The sequence below is a fragment of the Neoroseomonas marina genome (genome assembly GCF_012927745.1).
GTDB lineage: Bacteria > Pseudomonadota > Alphaproteobacteria > Acetobacterales > Acetobacteraceae > Neoroseomonas > Neoroseomonas marina.
On sequence record NZ_JABBKX010000001.1, the window covers coordinates 994128 to 1015093 of the forward strand.

The window sequence follows — 20966 nt, forward strand, 5'->3', positions numbered from 1 at the left end:
CCTACAGCGGGTTGACCGAATGGCCGCCATCGACCGTCAGCGTCGCGCCCGTCATGTGGGCGCCGGCGGCGGAGGCGAGAAGCAGGAGCGGACCGGTCAGGTCCTCGGGGTTGCCGAGCCGGCGCTGCGGCACGCGGCGGATCATCGCCTGGCCGGGCTCGGAGGCGAAGTAGTCGCGGTTGATGTCGGTCGCGACATAGCCCGGCGCCAGCGCATTCACGCGGATGCCGTGGCGCGCCAGTTCCACCGCCATCTGCCGCGTCAACTGCAGCAGCCCGGCCTTGGCGGCGGTGTAGCCGGCCACCCCCGGGATCACGCGTTCGCCGAGCACCGAGGCGATGTTGACGATCGCCCCCGGCTGCTTGGCGGCAACGAGGCGCTTCGCGGCCTCCTGTCCCACCAGGAAGCAACCGCGCAGGTTCACGGCCATGACGGCGTCCCAGTCCGCGGCCTCCTGCTGCAGGAAGGATTTCGTCACGGCGATCCCGGCATTGTTCACCAGGATGTCGCAGGGCCCGCCCAAGGCCGTTTCGGCGGCGTCGAAAGCGGCAGCGACATGCGCGGCATCGGTCACGTCGAGCGTCACCGCGGCGGCGCGCGGCCCGAGTTCCGCGGCCAGCGCCGTGACGGCATCCGTGCGCCGCGCGGCGAGGGCCACCTGTGCCCCGGCGCCGTGCAGCACCCGCGCGAAATGCGCGCCCAGCACGCCCGACGCGCCGGTGATGAAGGCGCGCCGCCCGTCCAGCGAGAACAGCCCGGCAAGATCCATGGCGCTTCTCTCTCCCTCTCCTTGAGGGGTGCCACCCGTTGCGCCGCCCGGCAAGCCCCGCGATGCTCCCGACCAGGCTGGAGGACGGGGATGAGCGGGACCACCAAGGGCGTGCTGGTGACGGGCGCGCAGCAGGGTATCGGGGCGGCCGCCGCACGGGGCTTCGCCGCGGCGGGCTACGACGTCGCGGTGAACTGGCTCGACGACCGCGCCGCGGCCGAGGCACTTGCCGCCGAGGTCGCCGCCCTCGGCCGCCGCGCCGTGCTGGTGCAGGGCGATGTCGGCACCGCCGCCGCCTGCGCCGCTCTGGTCGATGCCGCCGTCGCGGGCCTCGGCCGCATCGAGGTGCTGGTGAACAACGCCGGGATCTTCCCGCGCGTCCCCTTCCTCGAGATGACCGAGGCGGAATGGGATCGCGTGCTGGACGTGAATCTCAAGGGCAGCGCCTTCTGCGCCCAGGCGGCGGCACGGCACATGGTCGCCGCGGGCATTCGCGGAACGATCCTGAACCTCTCCTCCTCCGCGGTACGCGGCGCGGTGTTCGGGGTGCATTACTCGGCGACGAAGAACGGTGTTATCGGGCTGACGCGGTCCATGGCGCTGGCGCTCGCGCCGCACGGCATCCGGGTGAACGCCATCGCACCGGGCCTGACGGATACGGCCCAGCCGCGCCACGGCAATTCCGAAGCCGAACTGGCCGAGATGGCCAAGGCCTTGCCCCTCGGCCGCATGGGCCGGCCGGAGGAGATCGCCGGGCTGATGACCTGGCTCGCCTCGGATGCCGGGGCCTGGGTGACCGGGCAGGTCTATCACATCAACGGTGGCGCCTACATGGCCTGACCGCTGGACCGGCGGGCCGTGGCGCGGCAGCATTCATGCGCAGTCACGGAGGTTCCGATGCGGATCGCGGCGGGTCTGGTGCTTCTCGGTCTCGGGGCGACGACACCGGCCCTGGCGCAGACCGAGCCCGGGGACGCGCGGGCCGGGCAGCGCCTGGCGACGACCTGGTGTGCCAATTGCCACCAGATCGCGACGGGAGGCCCTGGCTCGGCGAACGATGCCGCGCCGTCCTTCCCGGCGATCGCGGGCATGGTCTCCACCACCTCGATGTCGCTGCGCGTCTTCCTGCAGTCGCCGCACGGGAACATGCCGGACTACCGCCTGTCGCGGGAACAGATCGACGACGTGGTGGCCTACATCCTGTCCCTGCGCCGCTGACCCTCCGTCTGGCGCATCACGGCGAGCCGCGCTACCCAGGGCGCGGTTCGCAAAGGGGAAACGCCAGGTGTCCGCAGCCAGTGATCGCTTCCGTCTCGCCTATCTGATCCGGGTGCCGCACCCGACCTTCCTCGAGACGGCCGCGAAGGATCCCGCGCTCGAGGTCGTGCGGATGACCCTCGACGACGGCGAGGAAGCGGCGCTCAAGATTCTCGAGACCTGCCAGGGCTACTATGTGAAGGCCTCGCGCGACGAGTTGCCGAAGCCCTTCCATGTGAACGACGCGCTGCTGGCGCGACTGCCGAACCTGCTGATGGCCGCCTCCCAGGGCGCGGGCTACGACACCATCGACCCCGGCGCCTGCACGCGGGCCGGCGTGCTGCTGGTCAACCAGGCCGGCGGCAATGCGGAAGCCGTGGCGGAACACGCCGTCGGCATGATGCTCGCGCTTCTGAAGCGCTTCCCCGAATGCCACGCCGCGATGCGCGAAGGCCGCGCGCACAAGCGCGAGGAATTCATGGGCCGCAACCTCTACGGCAAGACGGTCGGCCTGGTCGGCATCGGCAATGTCGGCACGCGCACTGCGGCGATCCTCAACGCGGCCTTTCATTGCCGCGTGCTCGCCTACGATCCCTATGTCGACGCCGCGACGGTGTCCGACCGCGGGGCGGAGAAGATCGACAGCCTGCGCGAGCTCTGCGCGCAGTCCGACATCGTCTCCCTGCACTGCCCGCTGACGCCCGAGAGCCGTGCGATGATGGCCGCGGATTCCTTCGCGGCGATGAAGCCGGGCTCGGTGCTGGTGACGACCGCGCGCGGGTCGATCCATGACGAGGGCGCGCTGCTCGCCGCCCTGCAGAAGGGTCACATCGCGGCCGCCGGCCTCGACGTGTGGGAACAGGAGCCGCCGCCGAAGGATCATCCGCTGCTCTCCCACCCCGCGGTGATCTGCACCCAGCATACCGCCGGCGTGACGCATGAAAGCCGCGCGATGATCACGCGCATCGCGGCCGAGGCTTTCTCCTCCTTCGCCGCCGGCCGTTTCCCGCCGCGCATCATCAACCCCGAGGTCAAGGCGCGCGTGGCGGAACGCTACAAGGCCGCGCTGGGCCGCCCGATCACGGACTGATCGGGCGCTTGTCCGGCTTGGCGGCGGCACGCCGCGGCGGGAGGATGGCGCGATGACCGCCACCGCCAACCGCGCGCTCACCGTCGCCGTGCTGGGGACGACGCAGACCCTCTCCTGGGGGTCGTCCTATTATCTCCCCGCCATCCTCGCGACGCCGATCGCGACCGAGTTCGGCATCAGCCGCGCGACGGTCTTCGGCATCTTCTCCGTCGCGCTGCTGCTGACGGCGTTGCTTGGCCCCGCCGCGGGCCGGGCGATCGACACGCGCGGCGGGCGGGACGTACTCGCCGTTTCGAACCTGGTCTTCGCCGCGGGGCTCGCATTGATGGGCTTCGCGCCGGGGCCGGTCGTCTTTGGCCTCGCCTGGGCCGTGCTGGGCGTCGCGATGGCGATGGGCCTGTACGACGCGGCCTTCGCAACACTGGCCGGGCTCTACGGCAAGGACGCGCGCAACAGCATCACCGGCATCACCCTGATCGCAGGCTTCGCGAGCACGGTGGGGTGGCCGCTGACCGCGCTGATGGATGCCGAATGGGGCTGGCGCGGGGCCTGCTACGGCTGGGCCGTGCTGCATGTGCTGCTCGGCCTGCCGCTGAACCGGTTGCTGATCCCGCGCGTCCCGCCGCCGGAACGCGCCGCCACCGTCACCGCGGCGGCCGGACCGCCGCCGCGGATGGCGGACATGGCTCTGCTCGCCTTCGTGCTCGCGACGGCGGGCTTCAGCGCCTCGGCGCTCGGGGCTCATCTGCCGGGGCTGCTCCAGGCGGCGGGGACGACGGCGGCGGCGGCGGTGGCGGCCGGCACGCTGCTCGGCCCCGCGCAGGTGGGCGCGCGGATCCTCGAATTCGGCTTCCTGCGGAAAATCAGCCCCCTGGTGTCGGCGCGCATCGCCGCGTCGGCCCATCCGATCGCGGTGGCCGTGCTGCTGGCCGGCGGAGCGCCGATGGCGGCGGTCTTCGTGCTGATCCACGGCGCGGGCAACGGGATGCTGACGATCACGCGCGGCACCTTGCCGCTCGCCCTGTTCGGCCCGGTCGGGTACGGGCAACGGCAGGGGTTCATCACGGCACCGGCGCGCGCCTCGCAGGCCTTCGCACCGTACTTCTTCGGGCTGCTGGTGGATGCCTATGGCGCGCAGTCGCTGCTGCTCACGGCGGGGCTGGGCCTTGCCGCCGTGGCGGCGCTGTTCGTCTTGCGGGCCCGCTGACGGCCGTTACTCGGGCAGCGTCTCGACGAAATACTCGTAGTTGTCGGCATTCTCGGCGGCGCGGGCGGAATTCTCCTTGGCCAGCCGCATCGCCCCGTTCGGGCGATAGGCGTGGTCGCGCGTATTCGCCGCGATGTGCGATCCTTCGTGCACCAGGATTCCCCAGCGGGAATCGGTGCCATCCATCCGCGCGCGGAAGAAGGGCGGGCAGACGCCAAGCACGAGATCGCGTTCCCGGGCATAGGCGAAGCGTCCGCCGGGACAGGCATCGGGATCGTTGCAGCGGATATCGAGAGCCGACACGTCGGCGAGCCGCGCGGCGGTCAGCTCCAGCGTCATGCGGATGACCTTGGGCGAGGCATCGCCGAACCACCGGCGGACATGCGCATGGTCAGGCTGCTCGCGCACCATGCGCAGGGCTGCGGCAAGCCGTGGGCGCGCGGCGGCCAGCGCCTCGTCGATCGCGGCGCGATGCTCCGGCGTGCAGACGGGGCCGGGAATGTCGGCCAGGCCACGCTCGAGGGGTGGCGGCTTCTCGGTCGGCGCCTCCACCTGGAGAACCTGGCGAGGCGGCTCGAGCGCGGGGGGCTTGGACGTCGGCAGGTCGGCCTGAGCCGCCGGGGGATTGGCGTCGTGCGGAGGCTGCCCGGTCGGTACGTCCGCCAGGGCCGGCACCGCCAGGATCAACAGGCCGATGGCGGGAAGACTCCGCGATCCTCGCGGGAAGATGTGCGTCATTCGCATGGTCGGCATCCAACCAAGCACGTCGCGCGCCCGCGCGCCATGAACCACTGCACGGCGCGTCGGCGGGTCGCAGCCAGGCCTTCCAGCAATTCGCTGCGGGAGCGTTCGCACGCCGGGGCGATCAAAATCGCGGCAGGGTCTCGACGAAGTAGCGGTAGTTGTCCGCATTCTCCGCGGCCCGCATCCCGTTCTGTCGCGCCAGGGCGAGGCTGTCGTCGCGGCCATAGGCATGGTCGCGGGTCTCGGCAGCGACATGCGATGCCTCATGGATCAGGATTCCCCAGCGCGTGCCGGTGCCGTCCATGGTCGCGCGGAAGAATGGCGGGCAGACGCCGATGACCTGGCCCTCATCGACCCGGTAGCTGACGGCAGGTCGCCCCTGCGCGTCGCGGAGGACCCGCGACATCACCTGCACATAGGCGCCGACCCTGGCGCCGCAGCGGGCGGGATCGTTGCAGTGGATCTCGAATCCGGCCGTATTCGCCAGCCGCGTCGAGGTCCGCTGCAGCCTGCCAAGGACCAGTTGCGGCGAGGCCGCGCCGAACCATTCCCGGACATGGGGATGCCCCGGATCGTCGCGGACCAGACGCACCGCGGCGACAAGCCGCGTGCGAGCCTCGACCAGCGCCGCGTTGAACACCGGGATCTGCTGGATGGTGCAGGCGGGTCCCGGCACGTCGGCCAGCGCGGCCGGTACCGACGCCACGGGTCCGCCCGCTTGCGGCCTGACCTGCGGGATGCCGCCCAAGGCCTGCGGCTTCGTGGCCGGCGCCTCCGCCCCGGCAGGCGACGCGAGGCACAGCACGGTCGCCGCGGCGCACGACCACAGCCAGCCTGTGGCGATCGCCATGCGGGCCGGGCCGCGGCGCATCAGGCGCCGTCGCGCGGCCCGGCCGCCACGGCCGCGAGCCGTGCCTCGTCGAGCACGAACAGGAACGCCTTCTCAGTGTCGTAGGAGACGAGGTTCGACGCCCGCCAGGCGTTCAGGATCGAGATGATGCTGCGCGTCGTCGCCCCCAGCAGGTCAGCCAGGTCCCCCTGCCGGAACCGCGCCGCGAGCCGCGTTCCCTTGTCCGTCTTCACGCTGTCCGCCTTGAGCAGGTACATCACCTGGCGCGCCAGCCGGACCTCCAGCGGCGCGAAGGTCGCGTCCTGCAGCAGCCCGAAGGTCCGCCGGAGCCGCGACGACAGCAGCCGGGCGAGCGCGAGGCCGAGCGCGGGCTCGCTCTCCGCCGCCTCCAGGAAGGCGACGGCCGGGATACGGACGAGTTTCACCTCGCCGATCACCACCGCGTCGGCGCTGCGCGGCGCCCCGTCCAGCACCCCGATTTCCCCGAAGATGTCTCCGGCGCGGAAGACCTCGACCATCAGGCGCTTGGCCGCATTGTCCGGCGCCCCGACGCGCACGCGCCCGCGGCCCTCGAGGACGGCATAGATCGCATCGGACGGATCGCCCTGGCCGAACAGGGGCGCTCCGTCCGCCGGCGCGATCCGACGGGCGCCCTCGGCCAGGCGTGCCAGCGCCGTCGCCGGCAGCGACTGGAACAGGTCGATGCGGCCGAGATCCTCCGCCAGACGCGTATCGCTCATGCCAGTTCCTCCTCGGCGCCCGCGCGGCGCAGTGCGTAGAGCGGCAGCGACCCAAAGCCCTTGGCCGTCGGGATGCGCCCCGCATAGTCGCAGGCGAGGCCGGCGCTGCGCGGCAGCAGCGCGATCTCGCAGGCGAAGGCCTCGGTCGCGAAGATACGGCCGGGCGGCGTGACCGGCTCGATGCGGGCGGCGCGCGTCATGGCGCGGCCCGAGAACTTGTCGGCCTGCTGCACGGCGTCGTGCACCGGCAGCAGCGGGCCGAAATCCAGTGCGAAGCGCGGATGGATCGGCGGGTCCTGCGCCGCCAGGGCGGCACGCATGTCGAAGGCGCACCCGGCCGCGTCGCGCACATCCTCGAAGGCGACCTGCACGGCATCGCCCCAGGCGTTGCGATAGGCCGCCGGATAGCGGTCGAGCGCCGCGCCCATCGCCGCGAGCGGCCCCTCGTAGAAGGTCTCGAGGCCATGGTCGTCGAGAGCGCTGAACCTCGGCAGGTCCCCGAACAGCACCGCCATGGGCCGACGGCGCGTCTCGGGCGGGCCGTTGCCCACGCCGATGCGGCGCCAGGGCCAGCCGAGATGCAGCGAGCGCCCGCCCGCTGCCGTCCAGGATCGCACATCGGCGCCCGTGCCGGCCGCGCCGCGCGCCGGCAGCGCATCCCAGGCTGCGACCTGCACCGCTTCCCCGTCCCGGTGCCGCGCCGTCAGCCGCGCGAGGCCCATCGCCCGCCGCGCCGCCATGGCGAGATGCAGGTCGTCGTCGGGGAAGGGACGCTCATCGAGCTGAACGAGCCGCACTTTCGGCAGCAGGGCGCGGAAACGGGGCAGCCAGCGCTCCCCGGCCGGCGCGACCGAGGAGGCCTCGTAGGTGTCGGGGTCGCAGGGCAGCACCGCGGTCGGGGTCACGCCCGCCCGCAACAGCGCCTCCACCGCCAGGATGTCGAGGCCGGCGGCCAGCCCCCCGAAGGCCGCCCCGATGTGCTCGGCGGCGATCGCGGCATCGAGGCTCGCCGCCAGTTCGCCCTCGACCGCCGGATCATCCTGGCCGGGCTTGGGCATGTGGCCCGTGTAGTGCAGCACCGAGGGGACGCGCAGCACATTGACGAAGGTCGGCGACAGGCCGAGCGCGGCGGCTTCCCGCCGCATCTGCCGGCGAGTGGTGGCGAGGGCGGAGAGGTCGCCGCCGGCGCGCTCCTGCGCTTCCTCGAGCGCCCGGTGCGCCTCGCTGATCCGTCCGGCGACCAGCAGCGCCTCGGCCCGGGTCGCGGCGGACCAGTAGTCGCCGCTGTCCCGCAGGCTCGCGAGCACCTGCTCGGCGATGTCGGCGGCCGGGCCGGGTTCCCCGCCGATCAACCGCAGGCCGGCGGCGTTGACGCCGTGCCACCCCGCCCCGCCCCGCTGCCAGAGGTCCTGGTAGCGTCGGGCGGCCTCGGCGAGCAGCGGCCCGCGCTCGGCGGCGGGCCGTTCGAAGGCGCGGTCCTTGATGAGCCGGGCACCGAGGGCGGCCACTTCGGGGTCGGCCTCGGCATCGAGATGCAGGCGGTGGAAGAGGTCGAGCGCCATTCCCGTCGCCCCGGCGCGGGCGATGGTGAGGGTCGCGCGATAGCGCAGCGCCACGTCGTCCGGCCGTTCGGCCAGGGCAGCCATGGCCCGGTCATGGGCGGAAAACAGGAGGCCCTCGGCCTCCAGCGCCAGGACCTCCGCGAGCGGGTCGGACATCTGGCCTCGGCCGCGGGGTGGGGAATCGAGTCTACGGGTGGGGCCCATGGGCGGCAATGTATGCAGGCGCATGGCGCGAAATGCCATGCTGTGCCAGAAACGACGTCCCCGGACGCCGCACATGCCGCATGACGTTTTCCTGAGCTACGCGTCAGCCGACCGTGCCGCCGCAGATGCGGTGTGCGCGGCGCTGGAAACGCGCGGCATCGTCTGCTGGATGGCGCCGCGCGACGTGCCGGCGGGCGCCGACTGGGGCGAGGCGATCCTGACGGCAATCGGCCGCGCCCACGCCATGGTGCTGATCCTCTCCCGCAACACCGCCTCCTCCGTCCATGTCAGGAACGAGGTCGTGACCGCGGTCTCGCAGTCCCTCGCCCTGGTGCCGGTGCGCATCGAGGACTGCCAGCCCGGCGGCGCGCTGCGCCTGCACCTGGCCGGATCGCATTGGCTGAACGTCTACCCGCCGCCGGTGGAGCAGCACGCCGAGGCGCTGGCGGTCGGCGTGCGTCTCGCGCTCGCCGCGGACGCCACGATCGAGATCCCCCGGGGCCAGGCGGCGGCGCTGGTGGCGGCGGCCCGGGCCAGCAGCGCGCAGCGACCCGCAGGCCCGGTCGCGCAGGAGCGCCCGCTCCCGCGACCCGCAGCCCCGCCGCCGGCGATGGCCTCCAAGGCGGTGAAAGCCGCCGACCCGTCGCCGCATGCGCCGCAGCCCGGCGCGGGCCGCGGCGCGACCGTCGCGCTCGGGCTCATCATCGTCGCGCTCGTGCTCGTCCTGGGTGCGGCCGCCTGGTTGTACGAGCCGCGGATCCGCGCGCTGCTCGGCGCGGCGTCGCCCGCCGCTCCGGCGGCCCCGCAGGCCCCCGCGCAGGCCGCAGCCGTCGAGACCCCGGCGCCAGCGGCGGAGCCGGCCTCCGCGCCGCGGTCCTTCACCGCGGCGAGCCCGCGGCCCGCCGCGCCCGCACCACGACCGGCCGCACGGCTGATGAACGCGGCCGACGGCACGATCACAAATCTGTTTGTCGCACGCGTCGAGGACGGGATCGGGCGCGAGGACTGGCTCGGCAACGCCCAGATCACGTCGGGCAATGCGGTGCTGGTGCGCGCGCCGGAGGGACAGGGTTGCCTGTTCAACCTTCGCGTCGTCTACATTGGCGGCAGGACCGAGGACCGTCCCGGAGTCGATCTGTGCGCCGCCGGCGAGTTGCGTTTCGAGGGTGGGAAGGCCTTGGCTGGGTCGTCGCGACCGTAGTCGCGATGGTGATGCCCGCACTTGCGCAGGAGCGGCGGCCGCATCCCTTCATGCTGATGAACCTGGGCCCGGCGCCGGTGGTGGGCGTGGAGCTCTCGCCGACGGGCGAGCAACGCTATGGCCCCTCCCTCATGGGACGCGTCGAGCTGCCGGCCGGCAGCGCGCTGCACCTGACCCCGCCGTCCCGGTTCGACTGCGTCGCCGACCTTCGCATCCGCTTCGCCGATGGGCGGGTCGAGGAACGCCCGCGCGAGGATCTCTGCCAGGCCCAGCGCGTCCTGCGCGTGCCATCCGCCCCCCGCTGACGAGGAAACGCCCGAACATGACCAGCGACTGGACCGCGCGCGCCGGCACGCGCTTCACCTGCGAGAAGCGCCCCGCGACGGGCACCAAGGGCATGGTGGTGACGAACCACCCGCTGGCGTCGGCGGCGGGGGCGGAGATGCTCGCCGCCGGCGGCAACGCGGTTGACGCGGCGATCGCGGCCCTGTTCGCGCTGACCGTCGTCGAGCCGATGATGGTCGGGCTGCTCGGCGGCGGTACGGCGCATCTGCGCCTGCCGGACGGAACGCACACGGTCATCGACGGGATGGCCTGCTGCGCCGCCGCCGCGCGGCCGGACATGTTCACCCCCGCGCAGCCGGACAATCCGCGCAACCTCGAATCCGTGGGGCGCGCCAATACGGTCGGCGGGCTGTCGGTCGCGGTGCCGGGCAACCTCAAGGCCTGGTGCGAGATGCTGGAGCGCTTCGGCTCCTTCCCGCTCGCCGACGTCATGGCACCGGCGATCCGCCACGCCGAACGCGGCTACCGCGCGACGCCCTACCTCGCGGAATGCGCGGGGGAAGCCGCGCCGGACCTGCTGAAGGACCCGGCCATCGCCGCGCTGTACGTGCCGGGCGGGGAGAAACTGAAGGCCGGCCACCGCATCGTGCAATCGGATTATGCCGAGACGCTGAGGATCATCGCGAGGGAGGGTGTGGCCGCACTCGACGGCGCGCTGGGCGATGCGATCGGGGACGGCATCGCGCGGGCGGGCGGCATCGTCACCGCCGCCGACATCCGCGCCTATCGCACCGTCGAGCGGCAGCCGTTGCGCGGCGCCTATCGCGACGTCGAAGTCGTGCTGCCGCCGCCGCCCGCCTCCTCGGGCGTGCATGTGCTGCAGATGCTGAACATCCTGTCGGGCTACGACCTGACGGCGCTCGGTTTCGGCACGGCGGACACGCTGCACCTGCTGGCGGAATGCCTGAAGATCGCCTTCGCGGACCGCGCCGCGGCCTCGGGCGACCCCGCCTTCGTGAAGGTGCCGGTCGAGCGCCTCACCTCGCGCGCCTATGCCGATGAGCGCCGGGCGCTGATCGACATGGCGCGCGCCCAGGCCTGGGGGCCGGGTGTCGCGCCCGAAAGCCCGAACACGACGCACCTGACCGTGGCGGACGGCGACGGGCGGATCTGCTGCTTCACCCAGACGATCAACTCGACCTTCGGGGCGCGGTTCCTCGTGCACGGGACGGGGATGATCCCGAACAACTACCTCGCCACCTTCGACCCGCGGCCCGGCAACGCGCTGTCCATCGTGCCGGGCAAGCGGGTGACGACGTCGATGGCGCCGATGATCGTGCTGCGCGGCGGCAAGCCGGCCTATGCGCTCGGCATGCCGGGCGGGCTGCGCATCTTCGGTTCGGTGATGCAGGGGATGCTCAACCTGGTGGATCACGGCATGACCCTGCAGGAAGCCGTCGAAGCGCCGCGCCTGTGGACCCAGGGCGAGGCCGTCGAGATCGAGCCGGCCGTGCCAGAGGCGGTGCGCGCCGACCTCGCCGCGCGCGGCCATCAGTTGCAGCGCATGCCGCATATCGGCGGCGGCATGTGCGCCATCGCCTTCCATGGCGACGGAGTGATGGAAGGGGCCGCCTGCTGGCGCGCGGACGGGACCGCCATCGGGGTCGGCGGGGGCCTGGCGCGCGCCGGGGCCCGCTTCTGGCCGGATGCCGCAGGGCCGCGTTGAGGGCCGCGCGAATCCCTGGTTTCCGGCGGGATTCCCGGCCTTTTGGTTGACAAGGCCGGGGGCCACCCATAGACGGGTTGTTTGACTTGATGATGCGCGGCGTGGGGGCGACGCCAGCACGGACGGGGTTGTTGCCGAATGACCGAACGCCTGCAGCTGACGACCTTCGCGGGGCGACCCTACGAGATCGTCTTCGAGCCTCCGACCCGGGCGGAGACCTTCTACTGCGTCGCGCTCCACAAGAGCGGCTCGGTGCTGTTCGACAACATCGTGAAGGGACTCTGCGCGGCGGCGGGCCAGTCCTACCTCGACGTCGAGGGGCAGCTGTTCCGCCAAGGTCTGAACTTCGGCCATTGCGACCACCTGCTGCTCGATTTCTGCGGTCGGCCCGGCTTCGTCTATTCGGGCTTCCGCGGCCTGTGGCAGATGATGCTGCTGCGGCGCTTCCGCGCCTCGCGCAAGCTGATGCTGGTGCGCGACCCGCGCGACATCGCGATCTCCTTCTACCATTCGATGGCCAAGAGCCATTCGGTGCCCGCCGACGGCCCGGTGCGCGAGACGCTGATGGGCATGCGCAACGAGGCCGCGACCAAGGGTCCGTCCGACTACGTGCTGCAGGGCGGCGTCGACGGCGTCTTCGCGAACTTCATCGCCTACGCGAACATCACGCGGGGCAAGGCCTCGGGCGAGTGGAAGGTCTACCGCTACGAGGACGTCATCTACAGCAAGCTCGACTGGGCGAAGGACATCGCCGCGCAGCTGCAGCTCGACCTGCCGGAGGAGCGCATCGCCGCCATCGTGGCGCGGGAGGATGTCTTCCCCGAGAAGGAAGACCCGACCAAGCATATCCGGCGCGTCCATCCCGGCGGCTTCCGCGAGTCCCTGACGCCGGAGGCCATCGCCTATATCGAGCGGCGCTGCGCCGCGGCGATGGACCACTTCGGGTACGCAAAGGAACCCGCCGGCCAGCCGCAGCAGGTCGCCTGACAGGGTGACGGGCGCGGCGCGGGAGCCGAGCGCGGCGATGGACGTCACCGAAACCGAGCGGGACGGGCTGCGGCGCGCCTACGACGTCGTCATCCCCGCCGAGGAGATCACCAGCCGGCGCGACGCCCGCCTCGGCGAGATTGCGCGCACCGTCTCGATGCCGGGCTTCCGGCCCGGGCGCGTCCCCATCGCCGCCGTGAAGGACCGCTACGGTGCGGCCGTGCTGGCCGAGGTGATCGAGGCGCAGGTCAAGGCCGCCTCGGCCCGCGTCGTCGCCGATCACGGCCTGCGGCCCGCCCAGGATCCGCGCATCGAGATCCGGCGCTTCGCCGAGGATGGCGATCTCGCCTTCCACATGGAGCTCGAAGTCCTGCCGGAGGTGACACTGCCGGATTTCGGCGCGATCCGGCTCGAGCGGCTGGTCGTGGAGCCGACGCCGGAGGCGGTGGAGCGCGCGCTGCTCGAGGTCGCGGAACGGCACGGCCACCTGGTGGAAGTCGAGCCACGGCCCGCCGCGCGCGGCGAGGTCCTGGTCTGCGACGTCACCGGCCATCTGCCGGCGGACCTGCTGCAGAACGGCCCCGCGCTCGGCGCGCTTGCCGGACAGCCGGGCGCGGCACCCTCGAAATGGGGGCTCGATGTCTCCCCGGGGCTCGAGCGCGCGATCGTCATCGCCGGGACCAACGGAACCTTGCCCTTCTTCGACATGCTGGTCCGCGGGACCGCGCGGAAGGGCGGCTTCATCCGCGTCTTCCCTGGCGCCGCGGCGGGCGTGCCCGCGGCGCCGGGCCAGGTTCTGACCCTCTGCCTGCAGGCCGAGATCGCCTCGGGGGCGTTGCCCGAGGGGGCGGCGGTGCGCCTCGGCTTCAACGAGCGCGCAGCGAACGCGATCCTCAAATCATCGCGCGTACCGGTCGAACCCGGTCCCGCCGAGATGCGCGCGACGATCACGCTGACCGACGACCGCGCGCTGACGGTGGTGCGGCCGCTGCTCGAGATCTCGCTGCCGAACGAGGGGGCGGTGAACCTCGTGTTGCGCGTCGGCCCGGCTCGACTCTTCGCGGGCGACAGGGAGCCGGAGGTGCCACCCTTCGACGGCGGGACGCTGCGCGACGTCGCGATCGAGATCGGCGGCGCCGGGCCCGTGCCGGGCCTCTCGGGCTTGCTGGACGGCATGGCGCCCGGCGAGACGCGGGAGATGGACGTCGTCTACCCGGCCGACCATGCCGCTGCGGAGCTCGCGGGGCGGCGCGCGCGCTTCGTCGTCACGGCGCGGGCCCTGCGCGTGCGCCAACGGCGCGCGGTGGACGACGACCTTGCGGGCGCCGTGGGGGCCGGCGACCTCGGCGCCTTGCGCGAGCAGGTCCGGCAGGGGCTGCAGCGCGATTACGACCGGCGGTCGCGGCAGGTGCTGAAGCGCGCCGTGCTCGACGCACTGGCCCAGCAGGCCGATTTCGCCGTGCCGCAGGGGCTGGTCGACCTGGAGTTCGCCGAGGTCTGGCAGCGCTTCCAGGCCGAACGCCACAGCGGGCGCGTCGGCATCGCGGAGGCGACGACGCCCGAGGATGCGCTGCGCGCGCGTTACCGCGCCCTGGCGGAGCGGCGTGTCCGCCTGCGGCTGCTGCTCGCCGAGATCGGTCGCGCGCACGACGTGCAGCTGCCGTCCGAGGAGGTCGCGCACGCGATCCGGCGCGAGGCGAACCGCTATCCGGGACAGGAAGAGCAGGTCATCGAGTTCTACCGGAGGACGCCCTCGGCGACCGAGGCACTGCGTGCGCCGCTGCTCGAGGAACGCATCATCGACTTCGTCGCAGGCCGCAGCACCGTCGTCGAACGGCGGGTATCGGCGGCCGAGGCGCAGACCGCGGCATGAGGCGGGCGCCCGGACGGGGCGCCGCGGATCAGGTGCCGCTGTCCATCCGGGCCGTCTCGGACGGCAATTCCCCGAACAGGGCTCGGTACTCCTGCGCGAAGCGACCGAAATGCCAGAAGCCGTACCGCAATGCGGCTGCCTTCACCTGGGTCTGGCCGGCGCCGGCATCCGCACGGAGCGAACGGCGGGCCAGGTTGAGCCGCCGGATGCGCAGATAGCGGTGCATCGACATGCCGTGCACCGCAATGAAGGCGTCGTGCAGCGTACGCATCGGTACGCCCAGCGCGGCTCGCACTTCCTCGGAGTAGAGGGACTGGTCGATCCGGCTCGCCATGTACTCGTCGGCGAGGCGCACCAGTTGGACCCGACGACGCAGGGCCCGAAGGCTGACGCCGCCGGCCAGGTCCGATTGCGTGACCTGCCGGGCGAAATGCTGGAACTCGTCGGCGATCGCAGACTGCACGGACGTGGCCAGTAGCCTCTGGGGATCCGCCGCCGCGATGGCGCCGATCTCCCGGACCCTTGCCTCGGTGCCCGCGCGCAGGGAAGCGCTCAACCGCCGCGGCGCGAACTCACCGAGCCCCGGTGCGTCACCCTCTCCGATCGTTCGAGCGAAGGCATCGGCGTCGAAGGAAACCGCGGCCCATTCGATGGGCGCCGTGACGCGGCTTTCGACGGCGCCACCCGGGCCGAGCAGCATCAGGTCCGCCCCCGACATCGCGTGGCTGTTCACCATCGGGCTCGTCTGCGGTCGGCCAAGCGCGAAGAGCATCGCGGCGTTGCCCGAAGCAACCGTGCCGCGGCTCAGATGCGGTCCGTCCGACATGATCTGCAGCCGGACCCCCGAGAAGGCGACCGAGGTAAGCTTCGCGCTGAACTGGCCCGGGGCGAAGGACAGATACTCGACCGCTGCGTCCCGCAGGGCGGATGCGACCACCGCGGGATCGTCGAACTGCATCACCAGCGGCATGGCCGCAAACTGGTCCATCGTGACCTTATCCAGACCAAGGCGCTGCCGCGGGGGCACCGTGGGGGCTGCCCCGAGGCTGGTTGACAGGATCCCGGAATGCCTAATGGCCATCCCTGCCAAAAACGGACAAGGATTATTCCGCACCCGATGGAGGTGGATGGATGGTTTCCCCGTGTGCGGCCGGTCTATGTCGATCTCGGTTGGGTCGGACGGGGCTGCATCGATGAAACGTCACGTGTCGACGGGCGCTGAAGCCGGTCGCAGCCGGTGTGGACCGGCGCCAGCGTGGATTCGGCCCCCGTGTCGCGCGACGGCGCGCCTTCCGGGGCGCGCAGCCTCCGATATCAGGAACTGCCTCATGCCACACTTCGCCCGCCGCACCCTTGCCGGCAGCATGCTTGGACTGCTGGCGCTGGCCGGATGCGCCTCGGACCTCCCGGAGACGCCACCCCCCGCGGACGCGGTGCCGGGCCCGGGCCTTTACGCGCTGTCGCCAGGAACACCGGCCGACGGCACCGTGCGCGTGACGATACCGCGCACCGGCGGTACCGCCCGCGGCGTGCTCAACACCAATGGGCAGAACGTCCGCTTCACCATCACGGGGCTCGGCACACAGGGCCCTGCGCCGGCACGCGTCCAGGTCACCGGCAATGTCTACGGGCTGCAGCGCGTCGGCGACTTTGCGGGCACCTATCGGGCGGTGGGCGGCGCGGCCACGGACCTCGGCGCGGCCTTCAGGATCGGCAACGACAACCTCGTGCTGATGGTGCTGCGGCCGACGCCGGACACCGTGGTGCTGACCGTTCCCGCCGACGGCGCGGCCGTCGCCGTGCAGCCCTGACCAGGACGCCTGCCTGACTCCGCGCGGCCGGCGGCAGGTCGCCCGCCGGGGTCCGCCATCCCGCCCACCCCCTGCCCCTCGGACCACGATGTCGCGACATCTCGCTTGCCTGTTCGCAGGCCTCATCTTCCTCGCAGGCTGCACCAGCCTGCAGGTGCAGATGAACCGCCCCCTGCCCATGACGCCGGAGGGCGCGCCCGACTTCGCGTCCAACTACGGCATCGGCAACTTCGAGGCGGCGACTGTCGCCGGCACGTCCGATTGGCCGGCGGCGCAGAGCGATTTGCTGGTCTTCGTGGCCTTTTCCGGCGGGGGGAAGCGTTCGTCCTCCTTCGGGCACGGCGCGCTGCGCGGCCTGCGCGCCATGCCGGTCAATCCGCCCGGAAGCGCCGGTTGGACGATGCTGGACGACATCGACTACATCGCCGGCGTGTCCGGCGGCAGCTTTCCTGCCGCCCATTACGGTCTCTACCGGCAGCGGCATTTCGAGACCTTCGCCGAGGATTTCCTCAAGCGCGACATCAACGCCTACATCTACGGCATCTACCTCCTGCCCTGGAACTGGGACTGGCTGGCCAACCCGACGGTGGGCACCAACGACTTCATGGCGCAGGTCTATGACCGGCTCATGTTCCGCGGCGCGACCTTCGCCGACCTTCGCCGCATGGGCCCGCCGGTCGTGTCGGTCAACGCGACGGACATCACCAACGAGGTGTCCTTCCCGTTCCTCGGCGGCCCCTTTGGGGCGCTGTGCTCTGACCTGAACAGCTTCCCCATCGCGCGCGCGGTCGCGGCAAGCAACGGCTTCCCCGTCCTGTTCAGCCCCATCACGCTGCAAAGCTACGCCGCGCGATGCCGCGGCCGACGGCCTCCAGGCACGCCGCCCGCCTCCGCAGCCGAGCCGGCCAGTTCCACCGCCCGTCGCGCCGAACTCGCGCGCATCGTCAACGTCTACGAGAACCCCGAGATGACGCGGTACGTCCACCTCATGGACGGTGGCATCGCAGACAACCTCGCGCTGCGCGGGCTGCTCAACGTTTTCATCTCGCTCACGCCGGACGATGCCTTCTACCGGGCCGCCGCCATGCGCACGCGGCGCGTCCTGGTGCTGAGCGTGGACGGCGAAGCCGCGCCCGACCGCAGCCTCGGCCGCCAGCGGATGGTCAGCGGGCTCGGGCAGATCTTCTCCGCCGTCAGCGGGACGCAGATCGATTCCTACAACTTCGAGACGCTGGCCGTGACGACCGACATGGTCGCGAACCTGGTGCAGCAGTTCCGCCGCATCCGCTGCGAGGCGGGCCGGACCGTCAATGGCCGCCCCTGCGACGACGTCCAAGGGCAGGTGGTCCATGTCTCGCTGGGTGGCATCGACGATCCGACCTGGCGGCAGCGGCTCGAGAGCATCCCGACCGGCCTGACCATTCCCGACGCGGATGTCGACGCGCTGGTCCAGTACGGCGAGCAGCTGGTCCGGGACCATCCGGCGATCCGCGCCGTGGCCGCCGCCGCCGGGCTCAACCCGCCGGGTCAGGCGGTCGTCACCGGCCCCGGCGCGCGACCGCGGCGCTGAGGACCGGCGATCTGCGATGGGCACGCAGATCCAGGATGTCGGTTTCTGGGGCCAGTCGTGGCTCGTCGGCGTACCGCTGATCGCCCTGACGGTGGTGGTCCATGTGCTCGGCCTCGGCCTGATCCGCGCGGCCTTCGCACGGGCCTTCCGGGACCGCGAGCGCTATCACCGCTTTCCGCTCTATCACTTCGCGCTGGTGATGTGCTTCACCGTGACGCTGGTGACCGGGCTGCATGTCGTCGAAGCCACGATCTGGGCCGCGGCCTTCATGCTGATCGGCGCCATGCCGAACCCGCACCTGGCCATGCTCTATTCGATCAGCGCCATGACGGCCTATGGGCACGCCCAGGTCTACCTCGAGGATCATTGGCAGATGCTCGGCGCGCTCGAATCCCTGACCGGCCTGATCCTGTTCGGTCTGACGACCGCCTTCCTCTACGGGATGATCCAGCGGGCGTGGCCGGGGCGCGAGCAGTGATCCCGGCCCGCCGGGCGTATCAGTTGCCGTAGTAGTTGTTCACCACCGTCGGCGGCTGGCCGTAATTGTAGACTGTCGTCGTGGCCGGCCGGGATGCGGCCGCGGCGCCTGCCATGCCGCCCATGACGGCGCCCGCGGCGAAGGCGCCACCCGGGTGATACCATGGCGTCGCCACCGGGACCGGCGGCCGGTACATGTCGCCGTAGTGATAGGCGCCGCCATAGCCGTGATAGGCATAGGCGCCGTGGTATGCGCCGTAGCCCGTACCGCCCGCGTGCCAGTGATTGCCCCAGGCGGTCGTGCCGCCGGCATGCCACCAGACGAGTTGTGCGCCCGGTGCGTTGGCCCGCAGGGCCAGCCGCGTCGACTGGCTCGTCTCCGGCGGCGCCGCGACGGCCGGTAGGATGATGCCGCCAATGGCGACGAGCGTGAGGAGCGTGCGCATCATCCGATCTCCCGTCTCAGCGGTCGAGCCCGTGATCCTGGACGAGCTTCCGCCAGTCCGCGAGGCTCCGTTCGCAGAAGCTGCGGTCGACCGCATGGGACGACCCGGCGCCGAAGGCCGAGGCGAAGCGGAACGCGGCGTTGGAGCCGAGTTCGGCGACCAGCATGCCGTTGAACAGCAGGACTGCGCGCTGGGCGCGCGGCTGCTCGCCCTCCGGCAGGCACTGCACGGCATGCCCGGCCATCAGGCCAAGGTTCGACAGCCCACGGTCGAGGCCCTCCGCCGTCATCGGACCCTGTGGGGTCTGCGCCTGGGCGGCGGTGGCGAGGGCGAGGGCAAGGGCGAGAAGGGCCGTTCCGGGGATGCGCATGGCCATGTCCTGTCCCAGGGATGCGCTCGGAGCCTATCGCGACGTGCAGGGCGCGGGAGGCGAAATCGATGTCCCTATTCCGCGACTCGGCGTTGCCGCAGGAGGGCGACCGAGGGCTGCACCAGCGGCGTGCCGCCGCCCTTGAACCCCGGCGATGCCGCGGTCCGGGCCCTCGAGGGTGCATAATTCCGGCCATCGACGTATACGGGGCGTTCGTGACACAAACGGCAGGACACCGGCGTCGCCCGACGCCCCTCTCGATGCAGAACGCCCCGACGCCGCAATGACGCCCGTCACCAGGCAGGACGCCAGCAGGCGGCGGTGCCTGTTCACGAGCGCGGGCGATCGCAACATCGTCGCGAGCTGGATCGATCCACGGCGGCCGCGCTCGTTCGACCTGATCGTCGCCTACTACGGCGACGACGACGCGATCTTCGCGGACCTCGGGCAGATCGCGGACCGCTGCGTGCGGATCAAGGGCGGCAAGTACCCGAATGCCTGGAATCTGTGGCGGCGCGGCGAACTCGATCTCTCCCGCTACGACCATGTCTGGCTCGCGGACGATGACATGCGCATCGACCCGTCGGACATCGACAGGTCCTTCCTCCTGGCCGAACGTCATGGATTCTGGGTCGCGAGCCCGTCGCACGATCCTGCCGGCAAGATCTCGAACCCGTTCATGGTGCGCGAGGACGGCGCCCATGACATCCGGATCGTCAGCTACATCGAGGTAACCTGGCCGTTGTTCCGGGCCGACCGGCTCGAAGCCTTCTTCGAGGTCTTCGACGGCTCGCTGACCTGCTGGGGCGTCGATCATTGGTTTGCCCGCGTCCTGGACAGCGAGCGCAACTTCCGCTTCGCGATCTTCGACTGCATATCCGCGATCAACACGCCTGATGCGGACAAGGGCGGCCAGCGCGAGATCGGCCGTCTCATCTCGGACCAGTCGCTGGCCGACGCCTATCGGATTGCTCGCGAGAAGCACGGATTCTCGGGCGTCCGGGCACGGACCTTGGCGCGGATGTCGCTGGAATGGGATGTGCGCCTCGCCGCCTTCGGTGATCGCCCTGGCCCTGCCCCGGCGATCACCCTGGTCGCGCCGGCAGCCGATCCGGCGCCTGCCGACGGCGGCGGCGAGCAGCCTGCCAGGCGCTTTCCTTCTCCGCTGCCGGAGGAGATCGATCTCGTCCGCCGCGCCATGAGCACGGCGCGGAACCTCAGCCTCTTCGGTGCGTCCTGGATCCTGCCCCTCGCCGCCGAGGTGCAGCCACGGCGGATCGTCGTGGTCGAGGCGGACCGGGGCGCCTGCGAGGCGCTGGTCCAGGATGCGTCGTTGCAGGACCGCCTCTCGCCGTCCTGCCTGACCATGCTGCATGCGGATGTCGGGCCGTTGAGCTCGACGGGCCTGCCGACCGGCCAGGCTGGAATGGCGCGGTGGCGGGCCTATCCCGAAGCGCCGTGGGCGACCTGGCGGCTCGTCGGCGAGGCGCCGGACCTCCTCATCGCGGCCGGGCAGTTCCGCAAGGCCTGTTGTCTCCTGGCGTACATGCATTGGCATTCGCTCGGGGTGAGCGGAGGCCGCATCGTATTGCGCAACGCCACGGGACCGAGCTTCGACTTCGCGGATGAGCTGTCGGGCTATTTCGAGGTGGTCGAACGTGCCGGCAGCTACGCGCTGCTCGCGCCGCGACCCATAAGACCGGGCGATGACGGCTCCCACGCCGGCTTCCTGCTGCAACGGTGGCTGCGCGATGTCCGCTAACCCGTCGCCGGCGCGGATGCGCCCGATACCGGCCT

The 20966-nt window shown here is 71.6% G+C and carries 21 protein-coding genes; 13 read left to right on the plus strand and 8 right to left on the minus strand.

Going from position 1 to position 20966, the window contains the following annotated elements; all coding sequences use genetic code 11:
• Position 1: 1 nt before the first annotated feature.
• On the minus strand, positions 2-769 hold the full coding sequence (locus tag GWK16_RS04935; protein ID WP_170052782.1) for an SDR family NAD(P)-dependent oxidoreductase: 768 nt from the start codon (positions 767-769) through the stop codon (positions 2-4).
• A gap of 90 nt (positions 770-859) precedes the next feature.
• Between GWK16_RS04935 and GWK16_RS04940 the strand changes: the two genes are divergently transcribed.
• The 4 genes from GWK16_RS04940 to GWK16_RS04955 all read left to right on the plus strand — a co-directional run bounded on the left by GWK16_RS04940 (position 860) and on the right by GWK16_RS04955 (position 4323).
• A complete protein-coding gene (locus tag GWK16_RS04940; RefSeq protein ID WP_170052783.1) occupies positions 860-1609 on the plus strand; it encodes an SDR family NAD(P)-dependent oxidoreductase in 750 nt (249 codons plus the stop codon).
• A 57-nt stretch (positions 1610-1666) separates the two neighbouring features.
• Complete coding sequence (locus tag GWK16_RS04945) at positions 1667-1987, plus strand: c-type cytochrome (RefSeq protein WP_170052784.1); 321 nt, start codon at positions 1667-1669, stop codon at positions 1985-1987.
• Positions 1988-2054: 67 nt separating this feature from the next.
• Positions 2055-3116 carry an NAD(P)-dependent oxidoreductase gene (locus GWK16_RS04950; RefSeq protein ID WP_170052785.1) on the plus strand — a complete coding sequence of 354 codons (1062 nt, stop codon included), beginning with the start codon at positions 2055-2057 and terminating at the stop codon, positions 3114-3116.
• Positions 3117-3168: 52 nt separating this feature from the next.
• On the plus strand, positions 3169-4323 hold the full coding sequence (locus GWK16_RS04955) for an MFS transporter (protein WP_170052786.1): 1155 nt from the start codon (positions 3169-3171) through the stop codon (positions 4321-4323).
• Positions 4324-4329: 6 nt separating this feature from the next.
• On the opposite strand, the gene GWK16_RS04960 is transcribed toward GWK16_RS04955, so the two are convergent.
• From GWK16_RS04960 to GWK16_RS04975, 4 genes are all read right to left on the minus strand, one after another.
• A complete protein-coding gene (locus GWK16_RS04960; protein WP_170052787.1) occupies positions 4330-5067 on the minus strand; it encodes a M35 family metallopeptidase in 738 nt (245 codons plus the stop codon).
• A gap of 121 nt (positions 5068-5188) precedes the next feature.
• Positions 5189-5917, minus strand: coding sequence for a M35 family metallopeptidase (locus GWK16_RS04965; RefSeq protein ID WP_170052788.1), 729 nt, complete (start codon positions 5915-5917; stop codon positions 5189-5191).
• A gap of 20 nt (positions 5918-5937) precedes the next feature.
• Positions 5938-6657 (minus strand): Crp/Fnr family transcriptional regulator, encoded by a 720-nt coding sequence (locus GWK16_RS04970; protein ID WP_170052789.1) that lies wholly within the window; start codon positions 6655-6657, stop codon positions 5938-5940.
• The gene (locus GWK16_RS04975) at positions 6654-8375 is read right to left on the minus strand and encodes a tetratricopeptide repeat-containing protein (RefSeq protein WP_170052790.1); all 1722 of its coding nucleotides are present in this window, start codon (positions 8373-8375) and stop codon (positions 6654-6656) included. Before GWK16_RS04975 ends, GWK16_RS04970 begins: the two co-directional genes overlap by 4 nt.
• A gap of 121 nt (positions 8376-8496) precedes the next feature.
• Here GWK16_RS04975 and GWK16_RS04980 point away from each other — a divergent pair, with 121 nt between their 5' ends.
• The 5 genes from GWK16_RS04980 to GWK16_RS05000 all read left to right on the plus strand — a co-directional run bounded on the left by GWK16_RS04980 (position 8497) and on the right by GWK16_RS05000 (position 14495).
• Positions 8497-9624 carry a toll/interleukin-1 receptor domain-containing protein gene (locus GWK16_RS04980; protein WP_170052791.1) on the plus strand — a complete coding sequence of 376 codons (1128 nt, stop codon included), beginning with the start codon at positions 8497-8499 and terminating at the stop codon, positions 9622-9624.
• An 11-nt stretch (positions 9625-9635) separates the two neighbouring features.
• Entirely contained in the window at positions 9636-9929 is a 294-nt protein-coding gene (locus GWK16_RS04985; RefSeq protein WP_170052792.1) for a hypothetical protein, read from the plus strand.
• Positions 9930-9946: 17 nt separating this feature from the next.
• Positions 9947-11635: a gamma-glutamyltransferase gene (ggt, locus tag GWK16_RS04990; RefSeq protein WP_170052793.1), complete on the plus strand. Its 1689-nt coding sequence runs from the start codon at positions 9947-9949 to the stop codon at positions 11633-11635.
• Positions 11636-11773: 138 nt separating this feature from the next.
• Positions 11774-12622: a sulfotransferase domain-containing protein gene (locus GWK16_RS04995; RefSeq protein ID WP_170052794.1), complete on the plus strand. Its 849-nt coding sequence runs from the start codon at positions 11774-11776 to the stop codon at positions 12620-12622.
• Positions 12623-12659: 37 nt separating this feature from the next.
• Positions 12660-14495, plus strand: coding sequence for a trigger factor (locus GWK16_RS05000; RefSeq protein WP_170052795.1), 1836 nt, complete (start codon positions 12660-12662; stop codon positions 14493-14495).
• 28 nt (positions 14496-14523) lie between these two features.
• Here GWK16_RS05000 and GWK16_RS25505 read toward each other — a convergent pair whose 3' ends face one another.
• Positions 14524-15483, minus strand: a complete 960-nt coding sequence (locus GWK16_RS25505) for a helix-turn-helix domain-containing protein (protein ID WP_170052796.1) — start codon at positions 15481-15483, stop codon at positions 14524-14526.
• Positions 15484-15823: 340 nt separating this feature from the next.
• Between GWK16_RS25505 and GWK16_RS05010 the strand changes: the two genes are divergently transcribed.
• The 3 genes from GWK16_RS05010 to GWK16_RS05020 all read left to right on the plus strand — a co-directional run bounded on the left by GWK16_RS05010 (position 15824) and on the right by GWK16_RS05020 (position 18354).
• The gene (locus GWK16_RS05010) at positions 15824-16306 is read left to right on the plus strand and encodes a hypothetical protein (protein ID WP_170052797.1); all 483 of its coding nucleotides are present in this window, start codon (positions 15824-15826) and stop codon (positions 16304-16306) included.
• A gap of 88 nt (positions 16307-16394) precedes the next feature.
• A complete protein-coding gene (locus GWK16_RS05015) occupies positions 16395-17876 on the plus strand; it encodes a patatin-like phospholipase family protein (RefSeq protein WP_170052798.1) in 1482 nt (493 codons plus the stop codon).
• 16 nt (positions 17877-17892) lie between these two features.
• Positions 17893-18354: a hypothetical protein gene (locus tag GWK16_RS05020; protein WP_170052799.1), complete on the plus strand. Its 462-nt coding sequence runs from the start codon at positions 17893-17895 to the stop codon at positions 18352-18354.
• 19 nt (positions 18355-18373) lie between these two features.
• Here the strand turns inward: GWK16_RS05020 and GWK16_RS05025 are convergent, their stop codons facing one another.
• Positions 18374-18802, minus strand: a complete 429-nt coding sequence (locus tag GWK16_RS05025) for a hypothetical protein (RefSeq protein WP_170052800.1) — start codon at positions 18800-18802, stop codon at positions 18374-18376.
• A gap of 13 nt (positions 18803-18815) precedes the next feature.
• A complete protein-coding gene (locus tag GWK16_RS05030) occupies positions 18816-19169 on the minus strand; it encodes a hypothetical protein (RefSeq protein ID WP_170052801.1) in 354 nt (117 codons plus the stop codon).
• 283 nt (positions 19170-19452) lie between these two features.
• Between GWK16_RS05030 and GWK16_RS05035 the strand changes: the two genes are divergently transcribed.
• Complete coding sequence (locus GWK16_RS05035; protein ID WP_170052802.1) at positions 19453-20931, plus strand: hypothetical protein; 1479 nt, start codon at positions 19453-19455, stop codon at positions 20929-20931.
• The last annotated feature ends 35 nt before the right edge of the window (positions 20932-20966 follow it).